Raw genomic sequence first — 12,916 nt, forward strand, 5'->3', positions numbered from 1 at the left:
ATGCCCCAACTCCGTAGCTCTGAAATTGCCGGCGTAGGCCACTACGTGCCCTCCCGCGTGGTCACCAACGCCGACCTCGAACAAATGATGGAAACCACCGACGCGTGGATTCAGGAACGCACCGGAATCCAACAGCGCCGCTGGTTTAACGAAGGCGAAGACACCACCGCCAACATGGGTGCCAATGCCTCGCGTATGGCCCTGGAGCAAGCCGGCCTCTCGCCCGAAGACGTGCAGCTGATTGTATTCGCCACGCTCTCGCCCGATTACGTGTTTCCCGGCTCGGGTGTGCTGCTGCAGCGCGAGCTCGGCATCAAGGAAAACATTCCGGCCATCGACGTGCGCAACCAGTGCTCGGGCTTTATCTACGCCCTGTCGGTTGCCGATCAGTTCATCAAAACCGGCATGTACGATACGGTGCTGGTAGTCGGCTCCGAAATCCACTCCTCGGGCCTCGACAAGAGCACCCGCGGCCGCGGCGTATCGGTTATTTTCGGCGATGGTGCCGGCGCGGCCGTGCTGCGCCCCAGCACCCGCGAGGGCCACGGCATCCTGAGCACGCACCTGCACGCGCAGGGCGAGTTTGCCGAGGAGCTGATTACCGTGGAGCCCGGCTCGAATAAGGATAACCGCGTGCAAGTGGTGCTCGACAACCCCGAAACCATGTACCCCTACATGAACGGCAACACCGTGTTCAAGCACGCTGTTACCCGTTTCCCGGAGGTTATCATGGAGGCGCTGAACGCCAACGGCTACCAGCCGTCGGATATCGACCAGCTGATTCCGCACCAGGCCAACCTGCGCATTACGCAGTACGTGGGCCAGAAAATGGGCCTCGGCGAAGACAAGGTGTACAGCAACATTCAGCGTTATGGCAACACCACCGCCGCCTCGGTACCGCTGGCCCTGAGCGAAGCCCTGCAAGCCGGCCGCATCAAGCGCGGCGACCTGGTGTGCCTGGCCGCCTTCGGCTCGGGCTTCACCTGGGCTTCGGCGCTCATCAAGTGGTAGTCTAGAAATTCTGAATGCTGAATTAAGAATTCTGAATTCTCCATCGGGTGACTTCTCCGAGCGAGGCTGGCGTGATTCGCCAGCCTCGCTTTTTTTTGGGACCTTTGCACCCGAGTTCAGCCAGCTCCCATTCAGAATTCATAATTCAGCATTCAGAATTCCCACCGCCTTGCCTAGTCACACCGAGGAAAACTACCTGAAGGCCATCTACAAGCTTTCCGAAGCCGAGCCCGGTGCCGAAGTCAGCACCAACCGCATTGCCGAAGTGCTGCATACCCGCCCGGCCTCGGTTACCGATATGCTGCGCCGCCTAGGTGAGAAAGGCTTGCTGAGCTACCAGCGCTACCGCGGGGTACTGCTCACGCCCGAGGGCCGGCGGCTGGCTTTGCTCACCATTCGTAAGCACCGATTGTGGGAGGTATTTTTGGTACAGAAGCTGGGTTTTGCCTGGGACGAAGTGCACGAGGTAGCCGAAGAAATGGAGCACATCAGCTCGCCGCTGCTGGTGCGCCGCCTCGATCAGTTTCTGGGCTTTCCGCAGGTTGACCCGCACGGCGACCCCATTCCGCGCGAAGACGGCGAGATGCACCGCCCCGAGCACTTGCTGCTCTCGGAGCTGCAGCCAGGCCAGCGGGGGTTGCTGGTAGCCGTGAAAAACACCACTCAGCCCTTCCTGCAATACCTCAACAAAGTGGGCCTAGGGCTGGGGTGCGATATTCAAGTGATGGATAAAATATCATTCGACAACTCACTAGAAATAAGCATTAACCAAGCTCCAAAAACTCAGATTTCGGCCGAGGTAAGCCGCAACCTGTTCGTCACGTTCTGATGGGTGACGGGTAACAGGTGACACGTGACAGGTCGATTGATCTGCACGGTTTCCTGTAACCGCATTCCTTAAACCTGTCGCGTGTTACGTATCACCTTTTACCTCATTCCCCATGCTGCCACCTGCCCTTTCCGACACCATTGTTGCGCTATCCACGCCTCCCGGTGCTGGCGCAATTGCCGTAATTCGCCTCTCCGGCCCCGCTGCCATCGGCATCACCGACGAGGTTTTTCGGGGCAAGCGGCTCACCGAGCAGCCGGGGCACACGCTGCACTACGGTACCATTCGGGATGCCGAACGGCTGCTCGATGAGGTGGTGGTGAGCCTGTTCCGGGGGCCGCACTCCTACACCCGCGAAGACGTAATCGAAATCAGCACCCACGGCTCCGACTACATCGTGCGCGAGCTGCTGGCCTTGCTGGTGCGCCGCGGGGCCCGCCTGGCCGAGCCGGGCGAGTTTACCAAGCGGGCCTTTCTGCACGGCGCCCTCGACCTGGCCCAGGCCGAAGCCGTAGCCGACCTGATTGCGGCCGACTCGGCCTTGCAGCACCGCGTAGCCCTCAACCAAATGCGCGGTGGCTTTTCGCGCGAGCTGAAGGATTTGCGCCAGCGCCTCATCGATTTTGCTGCCTTGCTGGAGCTGGAGCTGGATTTCGGCGAAGAAGACGTGGAGTTTGCCGACCGCACCGGCCTGCAGCGCCTGCTGACGGAGGTGCAAACCCTGGTGCAGCGACTGCTGCGCTCGTTTGAGCTGGGCAACGTGATTAAAAACGGCGTAACCACGGTAATTGCCGGCCGGCCGAATGCCGGTAAAAGCACGCTGCTCAACGCTTTGCTAAACGAGGAACGCGCCATTGTATCGGCCATACCCGGCACCACGCGCGACTTTATCGAGGACGAAGTAAGCCTCGAAGGCATCAAGTTTCGGTTTGTGGATACGGCCGGCCTACGCGAAACCACCGACACCGTGGAGGCCATGGGCGTGGAGCGCACCCGCCAGCGCGTGCAGCAAGCCGCCGTGGTGCTTTACCTGTTCGATTTGGCCACTGCCACTCCGGCCGAGGTAGCCGCCGACGTGGCTGCTTTGCCCTTGCCCGCCGGCGCGCACCTGCTGCTTGTGGGCAACAAGCTCGACGAAGCACCCGCCACCGCCGTAGCTGCCATGCAAGCGGCCTACCCCGAAATGCTGCTCCTGTCGGCGGCCAGCCACCACGGCCTCGAGGCGCTCCGCCAGCGCCTGCTGGCTACCGTGCGCCGCGAAGGCCTCGATGCCGGAGCCGCTACCATTGTTACCAATTTGCGCCACGCCCGCTCCCTCGAAGTTGCGTTGGAGGCCCTAGGTGCCGTGCAGTCGGGTTTGCAGCATGGGCTGGGTACCGAGCTGGTGGCCTCCGACCTGCGCCGCGCCCTAGGTGCCCTGGGCGAAATTACCGGCGACATCAGCACCGACGATCTGCTGGGCAGCATCTTCACGCGCTTCTGCATCGGCAAATAACCAGTGGCGCTGGGTTTGGCTAGCGGTGCTGCTCGTAGGGCAGCGCGGGCACGGCTTGGCGCAGGGTTTCCAGCTCCTCAGCCGTAAGCGCCGGGGCCTGGCTGGCCGCCAGGGCCTCGCGCAGGTGCGCCGCGGTACGGATGCCGATTACCGCCGACGCAACGGCTGGCGGATGCAGCACAAAGCGCGCGGCCACACCGGCGGCAGTGTTTCGGGTGCCCGCCACGTTTCGTACTGCCCCGGCGGCCCGGGCCACCTGCTCGGCCGAATGCCCTAGGTACGATTTAGCTGCTTTGCCTAACAACAGGCCCTGAGCATAGCTGCCGCGCGCCAGCACGCTTATTTGGTGTTGCTCCAGTAGTGGCAGGCACGTTTCCTCGGGGCGGCGGTCGAGCAGGCTGTACTGCATCATCACGCTCACGGCCTGGGAGCGCGCGGCGTAAGCGCGGATTACGTTGGGCCGGATGGAAGAAATGCCGTAGTACCTGATTTTGCCCTGCTGCTGCAGCAGCTCAAACGCTTCGATAACCTCGTCAATCGGGTCATCGAGGGTGCCGCCGTGTAGTTGGTAGAGGTCGAGGTAATCGGTTTGGAGGCGGCGCAGGCTTTGCTCGGCGGCTTCTAGGATATAGGCTTTGCGCGGGTTCCAGTCCCAGCCGCTGCCATCGGGCCGCCATTGGTTACCCACTTTGGAGGCAATTACCACCTGCTGCCGCACGCCTCGCAGGCCCCTGCCAACAGCGGTTTCGTTTTGGCCGCGGTCGTACAAATCGGCCGTGTCGAAATAGTTGATGCCCTGCTCGAAAGCAAGCCGCAGCAACCGGCCGCTTTCGGCCATATCCGGCCCGAGCGACATGCACCCAAAGCCAATTTCGCTTACCTCCAGCTTAGATTTTCCTAGGTGGTTGTATTTCATGTGCGTGCTACTGATCGGATAATGCAACAAGCAATTGCACCGCCCCCATGCCGGACCGAGACCTTTGGGCCGGGAACAGGGCAACGGGCCCGCTTTTGGCTGTTGCGGGGCGAAGTTCGGCAGCGTATTTCGGCTTAAATATTTTTTAATGCAGCTACCATTCCGGCCTAGGTTCTGGCTGGCTCTCAACAGGAAACAACCCGGCAGCTTTATTTGTACTACACATGCCCGGGTGCAATTGCATCTTTGGGTTGTACGACAACAGCCTAATTGCGTACTTCGCCTTTGTACGCACCCACTCCTGTCCACTAATCTGTTTGTAATGGCAGAAACTGCTGAAATCATCCTCGACGGCCAAACCTATCAGCTGCCGGTCGTGGAAGGCTCCGAGAACGAAAAAGCTATTGACATCAACAAGCTCCGCGACCAGTCGGGCTACGTCACGCTGGACTCGGGCTACAAGAACACCGGCGCTACCAAAAGCGCAATCACTTTCCTCGACGGCGAAGAGGGCATCCTGCGCTACCGCGGCTACCCCATCGAGCAGTTGGCTGAGCAGTCTACGTTCATGGAAGTGGCGTACCTGCTGATCTACGGCAAGTTGCCGAGCGAGCAGGAACTCAACGACTTCAACAGCCAGATCATGCGCCACACCCTCGTGCACGAGGACGTACGCAAGATTTTCGACGGCTTCCCCTCGGGCGCACACCCCATGGGCGTGCTTTCGTCGCTGGTTTCGGCCCTTACCGCTTTCTACCCCGAGTCGCTCGACCCGAACCAGAGCCAGGACGAGGTAAACCTGAACATCAAGCGTCTGATTGCTAAAATCTCGACGCTGGCGGCGTGGTCGTACAAAAACTCGGTGGGCCACCCGGTAAACTACCCCAAGAACAAGCTCGACTACGTGTCGAACTTCCTGCACATGATGTTCGCTTTCCCGACGGAAGACTACGAAGTCAACCCGGTGGTAACGAACGCCCTCAATAAACTGCTCATCCTGCACGCCGACCACGAGCAAAACTGCTCGACCTCGACGGTGCGCATGGTAGGCTCGGCCAACGCTTCGCTGTACTCGTCGGTTTCGGCTGGTATCTGCGCACTGTGGGGCCCGCTGCACGGCGGCGCCAACCAGGAGGTTATCGAAATGCTGGAAGCCATTCAGCAGGACGGCGGCAACACCCAGAAGTGGGTTGACAAAGCCAAAGACCCGAACGACTCCTTCCGCCTGATGGGCTTCGGTCACCGCGTGTACAAGAACTTCGATCCGCGCGCTACCATCATCAAGAAAGCAGCCGACGAAGTGCTGGCCGCCCTAGGTCTGGAAGACAGCCCGCTGCTGAAGATTGCCAAGGAGCTGGAGCAAGCCGCCCTTACCGATGAGTACTTCATCAAGCGCAAGCTCTACCCGAACGTGGACTTCTACTCGGGCATCATCTACAAAGCCATCGGCATCCCGACGGAGATGTTCACGGTGATGTTTGCCCTGGGCCGCCTCCCCGGCTGGATTGCCCAGTGGAAAGAAATGCGCGAGAACAAAGAGCCGATTGGCCGTCCGCGTCAGATTTACGTGGGCGAGAAAGAGCGCAACTACACCCCGCTGAACCAGCGCGGCTAAGTACTGCAAGCCCCAAAACAGAAACGCCAGCCCTACCAGGCTGGCGTTTTTGCGTTTCGGCCGGTTGGTATTAGCGGCTCGACGACGAGTTATCCATTGCCGTCATGTTCGCCTTGGTTTGGCGGTAGGCAACCATTTGGCGCGGCCACAAAATGGAGGCCATGTCCCACTCGTAACGATCCTGCAGCTCAGCCAGGGCAACGTCGAGCTGGGCGGGGTCGTTGGCAAATTTGTCTTTGAGGCTTAGCGTAGCCGCAAGCATATCGAGGTTGAGGCGACGCACCTTTACAAACTGGGCTTCGTTCAGCGGCACTTTCTCGGCCAGCTGGCGCGTGAGCTTGGTAGCCCGGCCCTGCAGCGAGTTATCGTCGGAGGCGGCGGCCACCTGGGCAAAGCACAGCGGCAGAGCAAAAGCGAGCAGGTAGAGTAGCTTTTTCATAACGGTGGAGTTGATGTGGGTGAGAAAAATCTGAAAGAGAATTCGGAAGGTGGCTCCGCCTGTGAGCGTGGCGGAGCCCTCCTGCCTGGGTTACTGTTGGCTGATTGAACCTAGGGCGGTCATGCTCTCCTGGCTTTTTTGCATGGCCGTGAGCTGTGCCGGGCGTAGCATAAGAGCCAGCTCCATGTTGTAGCTCACCTGGGCTTCGGCCATGCGGGCATCCCGGATTTCGGGGTCGGCCGCGAAGCGTTCCTTCAGGTCGTCCATGGTGGCGAGCATGCGCAGGTTCAGCTGTTTCAGCTTAACGTACTGGCCTTCGTCGAGCCGAATTTTCCCGGCCATTACCCGCGTAAGTGCCGTAGCACGCGAATTCAGGCCATTGGGGGTTTCGTGCTCCGGATCAGAGGCCCGTACGGCCATATGAATCCCGAATGCCAGACCCGCGAGTAGAAGAAGCTTTTTCATGTGGAGTTGGTGAAGGGGGTTTGGTGACTGTTTAAAGAGAAGTGTGTGTAGCGTGTGTGCATCTAAGTGGAGTTGATTTGAAAATTCGGAGGTCAAAAGCAGCCCTTACGGATGAGTATCGGACTGGGCCAAATGTAGAAAGAAATTTAAAATAAAAAAGAAAAATTATAACTATTCTCGCGTAAGCCTTGTACGTAAGCAATACATTAGTCTCGTTATTAGCATTTTATACTCGCTGGGTGCAATGCTCACTGCAAAGCACAATTGCACTAACGAAAGAATAAAAAAAGCCAGCCCTTTTGAGGCTGGCTTTGGTACTTAACCTAGGATGTAGAGGATCCTGACTACAGAATGCTGAGCTCGATGCGCCGGTTCTGCTGTCGGTTTTCGTCGGAGGTATTAGGTGCCAAGGGCTTGGTTTCGCCAAAACCCTTGAAACGGAGCCTTTCGGCCTTTACGCCGTGCTCAACAAGGTAGTTATACACCGATTTTGCCCGGTTTTTCGATAGCGCCAGGTTATCCGAATCGGTACCAACGTCGTCGGTATGGCCCGATATTTCTACCTGAATATCCGGGTATTGGCCCATAAATTTGATGAGCCGGTTGAGCTCCGTCTTCGAGTTGGGCTTTAAGGCGTACTGCTTGGTGTCGAAGAACAGGTTGTTGAGCACAATGCTGCGGCCGGCCTTCACGGGCTCCAGGTAAATGTCCAGCGTCAGCGGGTCGAAGCTGCGTTTATCAGAGTAGTCGAAGTTGAGGCTTTTCATCAGGTACTTGTCGGCCACGGCGTACATGCCGTACTGGTGGCCTTCGTTGAGTACCACGGTGTAGTCGCCCTCTACCGGGTCGCTCGTCACCGACTGCGTCAGCTCGTCGGTGCGCAAGTCGTAAAGCTGCACATCGGCCTGCAGCGGCTTTTTGGTCACCGCATCGAACACGCGGCCCTGCGCGTAGGTGCTTTGCTCCTGCGAGCGAACCTGCTGGGGCACCTCAAACCCAAACAGCTCCACGGGCCGGTCGCGCTCGGCTACGGCCGCCTCGGCGGGGCGCGTGCGCGAGCAGAAGCCCCGGCGGTTATCCGACGAGATGAAAAGCGAGGCTTCGTTTTCGTAGGTATTCAGGGGGTACCCTAGGTTTTGCGGCTCCGACCACTTGCCGCCATTCAGGCTGCTTTTGTAGATGTCGAGCCCGCCCATGCCCACCAGCCCATCGGTAACGTAGTAGAGCGTGGTGCCGCTGGCGTGGATGAACGGCGCCATGTCCTTGCCGGCCGTGTTCACGGGAGCCCCTAGGTTGCGGGCCAGGCTCCAGGTGCCGTCTTCCTGCAGGGTAGTCACGTAGATGTCCTCCTTGCCCTGCCCGCCGCGGCGGTCGGAGGTGAAATAGAGCGTGCGGCCGTCGGCCGACAAGGTAGGCTGGGAGTCCCAATTGGCCGAGTTGACGTTGCGCCCGAGGTTGCGCGGCTTGCTCCAAGCATTGCCCGTGCGGCGCGAAATGTACAAGTCGCAGTTGCCTACTGCGCCGGGCCGGTCGCAAGAGGCAAAAACCAAAGTTTTACCATCGCCGGAAATGGAGCCCGCACCCTCGTTGAACTGCGAGTTAATAGCCGCCGATATCAGCGACGGCTCCCCAAAGGAGCCATCTTTCTCGAGGCGGCTCACCACGATATCTTCATCGGAGTCGGCGGTTTTGCGTGCCGTAAACACCAAAAAGCGGTTATCGGCCGTAACAGCCGGGAAATACTGAAACCGGAAGGTATTAAGCGGCGCCCCCAAACGCTCGGGCACTTTGCCCACCGGGTTTGCCATGGAGTTGATGGCAAAATCACAGTTCTTCAGCTGCAACTGAGCCCGCCCGATGTAGCGCTGCCCTTTGGGAGCGGCCTTAAGGTAATTTTCGTACGCAGCCTTTGCCACCTGGTACTCCCCCAGCCCGATTGCCAGCTCGCCTAGGTTAAAGTAATCGTTCATGCGGGCAGGGGCAAATGCCGCTTTTTCAACCCCTTCCCGGTAGGCTTCGTAGGCCGGTCGGGTTTCGCCCATCGCCTTGTAGAGCTGCCCTTTCAGCAGAAAACCCTCCGCCATCGACGGAAACTTCTGGTTCAGCGTGGTTAGGGTTTCCAACGCCTTCGCAAAGTCCCGGTCCTTGACTTGTTGCTGCGCCTTGTCCCACAGGTTGCGGGCCTTGGTATTGGCAATGGGTACCTGAGCTTGCGCGGCAGCGTACTGCATGGGCAGCAGGCTACCGGCAGCTACAACCGCAAGGGGTAGCAGCAAACGGCGCATGGGCAAGGTGGCTAAGGAATATCGAGGTACTTATGCGTTTGCAGCGACACCTGCCATTGGGGGTGCTGCTTCACGTAATCGATGATGAGCGGGGTAACGGCGGCCGCTTTGCTCCATTCGGGCTGCAAAAACAGGCGGCAGTCAGGGCCTACCAAGGCGGCGTGTTGCTCGGCCCAGGCAAAATCGCTTTTGTTGAATACCACCACTTTCAGCTCGTGGGCGTGTATCAACACCTCGGGCAGCGGCGCCTTGAATTTTTTGGGCGAAACACATATCCAGTCCCACTCGCCGGATAGCGGGTGCGCCCCGGATGTTTCAATCCAGTTTTGGCAGCCGGCCGCGTGCAACGCGCGGGTAAGCGGCCCGAGGTCGTGCATCAGCGGCTCACCGCCCGTTACCACTACATTGCGGCCGGGGTGTTGTTGCACCTCCGCAATCAGGCTTTCGATGGTCAGCCGCGGGTGCGCGTCGGCATCCCACGATTCTTTCACGTCGCACCAATGGCAGCCTACGTCGCAACCACCCAAGCGAATAAAATAGGCCGCCCGACCAGCGTTGGCGCCTTCGCCTTGGATAGTATAAAACTGCTCCATCACGGGCAAGGCCAAGGTAGCCGATGCCAGCGGAGCAGATGATAAAACGGTAAGCGGCGGGTAAGTCAAAACGGTACGGTATGCGCAAGAAAACAAGTTGGGCCGCTGAGTAAACGGAAATCATCCTCTGCGGGATTATCTCGCCTCTTAGCGGCCCAACATTAAAATTAGAACAACCCAACGGCTTTGGCAATTCCCGAAGCCGGAGCCGTAGCTATTTTGCGTAAATCTCGCCCTTGGCGGCGCGCAGCGTGTTCAGTAGCAGCATGGCAATCGTCATGGGCCCCACACCGCCGGGCACGGGCGTAATGTAGCTGGTGAGCGGAGCCACTGAGGCAAAATCCACGTCGCCGCGCAGGGCCCAGCCGCTTTTCTTGCTAGCGTCTTCCACCCGCGTGGTACCCACGTCAATCACTACCGCGCCGGGCTTTACCATGTCGGCCGTAACAAAGCCCGGCCGACCTAGGGCTGCTACCAGAATGTCGGCCGTGCGGGTAATGCTGGGCAAATCCTGGGTGCGCGAGTGGCATAAAGTAACGGTGCAGTTGCCAGGCTCCAAGTTCTTAGCCAGCAGTATGCTAACTGGCGTACCTACGATATTGGAGCGCCCGATAACCACGCAATGTTTGCCGTCGGTGGGCAGCTCGTAGCGGCGCAGCAGCTCTACTATGCCCGAAGGCGTGGCAGGCAGCAAGGCGGGCAAGCCAGCCACCATGCGGCCAATGTTCATCGGGTGGAAACCATCAACGTCCTTCTCAGGCTTGATGGCCTCGATAACCTTATTCGGGTCGATGTGCTTGGGCAGTGGCAGCTGCACGATGAAGCCGTCAATTTCCGGGTCGTTGTTCAAGTCATCGACCTTCTGCAGCAGTTGGGCTTCGGTGATGTCGTCTTCGAAACGGATGAGTGTTGAGCCGAAACCAGCGGACTCGCAGGCCAGTACCTTGTTGCGCACATAGGTCTCGGAGCCGCCGTCGTGGCCGACGAGCACGGCCGCTAGGTGCGGTACTTTCTGGCCGGCTTCTTTGAAGCGCGTAACCTCGGCGGCAATTTCCTGCTTGATGTTCTCGGCGGTCTGTTTGCCGTCGATGAGGCGGTAGGTCGTAGCGTCGGGGACAGTGGTCATGGTTGTTCCTATTCTGCCGGGTTAGGGTTATGGGTTCCGTTATTAAGAGCAATGGCCTCGCGGCCGGCCTGGAGGAGAGCGGCTTCCATCGCCGGCCAGTCGCTCCGCCACCGGAATTTTAGCTCCTGGCCGCGGCGGATTTTCTCCAATTGGGCTTCGCTCGTGCAATTCTTGGTCAAGGCGTTGTTCATATCGTTTGGTTTTATCACACAGCGCTTTTGCAAGAATTGCATGAAGTGAAAAGCAAAGGGTAAAAAAAACGCGCCGCTTCGGCGGCGCGTTTTCAAAGGCTAGTCGATTTTCAAAACAGCCAGGAAGGCTTCTTGCGGAATTTCCACGGAGCCCACTTGGCGCATCCGTTTCTTACCCTCCTTTTGTTTTTCGAGCAGCTTGCGCTTACGCGAGATGTCGCCGCCGTAGCACTTGGCAATTACGTTTTTGCGCAGGGCTTTCACGGTTTCGCGGGCTACGATCTTCTGACCGATGGCGGCCTGGATGGCAATTTCGAACATCTGGCGGGGCAGCAGCTCTTTCAGCTTTTCGCACAGGCGCTTGCCCCAGTCGTAGCTCTTGGAGCGGTGCACAATGGCCGACAAGGCATCTACCTTCTCGCCGTTGAGCATCACGTCCAGCTTCACCATGTCGGACTGGCGGAAACCGATCAGCTCGTAGTCGAGCGAGGCGTAACCGCGCGAGATGGTCTTCAGCTTATCGAAGAAGTCGAACACGATTTCCGACAGCGGCAGCTCAAACGACAGCTCCACCCGCTCCGAGGTGAGGTACGACTGACCCTTGATAAGGCCGCGCTTTTCCATGCACAGCGTGATGATCGGGCCCACAAATTCGGCGGCCGTGATGATCTGCGCCTTGATGTAGGGCTCCTCGATGTGCTTGATTAGGTTGGGCTCGGGCATTTCGCTCGGGGCCGATACCATTTTGAGCTCGTCGCGGTTGCTGATTACCTTAAACTGCACCGAAGGCACAGTGGTAATCACCGTCATGTTAAACTCGCGCTCCAGGCGCTCCTGCACAATTTCCATGTGCAGCATACCCAGGAAACCGCAACGGAAGCCGAAGCCCAGAGCCGCCGAGGTTTCGGGCTCCCACACCAGCGAGGCATCGTTGAGCTGCAGCTTTTCCATGCAGGAGCGCAGCTCTTCGTATTCGGTGGTATCAACCGGGTAAATGCCGGCGAATACCATTGGTTTCACGTCCTCAAAGCCCACAATGGCCTCCTGTGTGGGGCGCGCTACGTGCGTAATGGTGTCGCCTACTTTTACCTCGCGGGCTTCTTTAATGCCCGAAATCAGGTAGCCTACGTTGCCCGCCGACATTTCGCCGCGGGGCTCCTGGTTCAGCTTCAATACCCCGATTTCATCGGCGCCGTACTCCTTGCCGGTGGCGAGGAAGCGCAGCTTGTCGCCCTTGCGCATGGTGCCGTTCTTGATGCGGAACAGCACTTCGATGCCGCGGTACGAGTTGAAAACGGAGTCGAAAATCAGGGCCTGCAGGGGAGCTTCCGGGTCGCCGGAGGGCGAAGGAATACGCTCCACAATGGCGTTCAGAATTTCTTCGATACCAATACCGGCTTTGCCCGAAGCGTGAATAATATCTTCGTGCTTGCAGCCGATCAGGTCCACGATTTCGTCCGAAACCTCCTCCGGCATGGCGTGTGGCAGGTCGATCTTGTTCAGAACCGGAATAATTTCCAGATCGGCGCCGATGGCCAGGTACAGGTTCGAGATGGTCTGGGCTTCGATGCCTTGCGAGGCGTCAACGATCAGCAGGGCGCCTTCGCAGGCGGCTATGGAGCGCGACACTTCGTAGCTGAAGTCGACGTGGCCGGGGGTATCAATCAGGTTAAGCGTGTACATCTCCCCTTTGTAGGGGAATTGCATCTGGATAGCGTGGCTCTTGATGGTGATGCCCCGCTCCCGCTCCAAATCCATGTTGTCGAGCAGCTGCGCCTGCATCTCGCGCTGACTCACCGTGCTGGTAAATTCCAGCAGGCGGTCGGCCAGCGTGCTTTTGCCGTGGTCGATGTGGGCGATGATGCAGAAGTTGCGAATGTTCTTCACTCGGCTTGAAATAAGGCTTTATGCAGCCACGAAGGTAGCGTTTTGGGGCCGCAATTGCTACGGA

At 58.7% G+C, this 12,916-nt stretch carries 12 protein-coding genes; 4 read left to right on the forward strand and 8 right to left on the reverse strand.

Annotated elements, in window-relative coordinates; translation table 11 throughout:
* The 3 genes from OIS50_RS05805 (at position 1) to mnmE (ending at position 3,335) form a co-directional block, all read left to right on the forward strand.
* Positions 1 to 1,011: a 3-oxoacyl-ACP synthase III family protein gene (locus OIS50_RS05805; RefSeq protein WP_264693376.1), complete on the forward strand. Its 1,011-nt coding sequence runs from the start codon at positions 1 to 3 to the stop codon at positions 1,009 to 1,011.
* A gap of 169 nt (positions 1,012 to 1,180) precedes the next feature.
* Positions 1,181 to 1,840 (forward strand): metal-dependent transcriptional regulator, encoded by a 660-nt coding sequence (locus OIS50_RS05810; RefSeq protein ID WP_264693377.1) that lies wholly within the window; start codon positions 1,181 to 1,183, stop codon positions 1,838 to 1,840.
* Between the two features lie 112 nt (positions 1,841 to 1,952).
* A complete protein-coding gene (gene mnmE, locus OIS50_RS05815; RefSeq protein WP_264693378.1) occupies positions 1,953 to 3,335 on the forward strand; it encodes a tRNA uridine-5-carboxymethylaminomethyl(34) synthesis GTPase MnmE in 1,383 nt (460 codons plus the stop codon).
* A 19-nt stretch (positions 3,336 to 3,354) separates the two neighbouring features.
* Here the strand turns inward: mnmE and OIS50_RS05820 are convergent, their stop codons facing one another.
* Positions 3,355 to 4,251, reverse strand: coding sequence for an aldo/keto reductase (locus tag OIS50_RS05820; RefSeq protein ID WP_264693379.1), 897 nt, complete (start codon positions 4,249 to 4,251; stop codon positions 3,355 to 3,357).
* 322 nt (positions 4,252 to 4,573) lie between these two features.
* On the opposite strand from OIS50_RS05820, the gene OIS50_RS05825 reads away from it, so the two are divergent.
* On the forward strand, positions 4,574 to 5,866 hold the full coding sequence (locus OIS50_RS05825; protein ID WP_264693380.1) for a citrate synthase: 1,293 nt from the start codon (positions 4,574 to 4,576) through the stop codon (positions 5,864 to 5,866).
* A gap of 70 nt (positions 5,867 to 5,936) precedes the next feature.
* On the opposite strand, the gene OIS50_RS05830 is transcribed toward OIS50_RS05825, so the two are convergent.
* The 7 genes from OIS50_RS05830 to lepA all read right to left on the reverse strand — a co-directional run bounded on the left by OIS50_RS05830 (position 5,937) and on the right by lepA (position 12,852).
* Positions 5,937 to 6,305 carry a hypothetical protein gene (locus OIS50_RS05830; RefSeq protein ID WP_264693381.1) on the reverse strand — a complete coding sequence of 123 codons (369 nt, stop codon included), beginning with the start codon at positions 6,303 to 6,305 and terminating at the stop codon, positions 5,937 to 5,939.
* Positions 6,306 to 6,395: 90 nt separating this feature from the next.
* Positions 6,396 to 6,770, reverse strand: a complete 375-nt coding sequence (locus tag OIS50_RS05835; RefSeq protein ID WP_264693382.1) for a hypothetical protein — start codon at positions 6,768 to 6,770, stop codon at positions 6,396 to 6,398.
* A gap of 344 nt (positions 6,771 to 7,114) precedes the next feature.
* Positions 7,115 to 9,055, reverse strand: a complete 1,941-nt coding sequence (locus OIS50_RS05840) for an OmpA family protein (RefSeq protein WP_264693383.1) — start codon at positions 9,053 to 9,055, stop codon at positions 7,115 to 7,117.
* Positions 9,056 to 9,066: 11 nt separating this feature from the next.
* Positions 9,067 to 9,648: a 7-carboxy-7-deazaguanine synthase QueE gene (locus tag OIS50_RS05845; RefSeq protein ID WP_264694338.1), complete on the reverse strand. Its 582-nt coding sequence runs from the start codon at positions 9,646 to 9,648 to the stop codon at positions 9,067 to 9,069.
* A gap of 214 nt (positions 9,649 to 9,862) precedes the next feature.
* A complete protein-coding gene (locus OIS50_RS05850; RefSeq protein ID WP_264693384.1) occupies positions 9,863 to 10,774 on the reverse strand; it encodes a bifunctional 5,10-methylenetetrahydrofolate dehydrogenase/5,10-methenyltetrahydrofolate cyclohydrolase in 912 nt (303 codons plus the stop codon).
* 8 nt (positions 10,775 to 10,782) lie between these two features.
* Positions 10,783 to 11,061 (reverse strand): hypothetical protein, encoded by a 279-nt coding sequence (locus OIS50_RS05855; protein WP_264693385.1) that lies wholly within the window; start codon positions 11,059 to 11,061, stop codon positions 10,783 to 10,785.
* A gap of 3 nt (positions 11,062 to 11,064) precedes the next feature.
* Positions 11,065 to 12,852 (reverse strand): translation elongation factor 4, encoded by a 1,788-nt coding sequence (gene lepA / locus OIS50_RS05860; RefSeq protein ID WP_264693386.1) that lies wholly within the window; start codon positions 12,850 to 12,852, stop codon positions 11,065 to 11,067.
* Positions 12,853 to 12,916: the final 64 nt, after the last annotated feature.

It is taken from the genome of Hymenobacter sp. YIM 151858-1, from assembly GCF_025979705.1.
Lineage (GTDB): Bacteria > Bacteroidota > Bacteroidia > Cytophagales > Hymenobacteraceae > Solirubrum.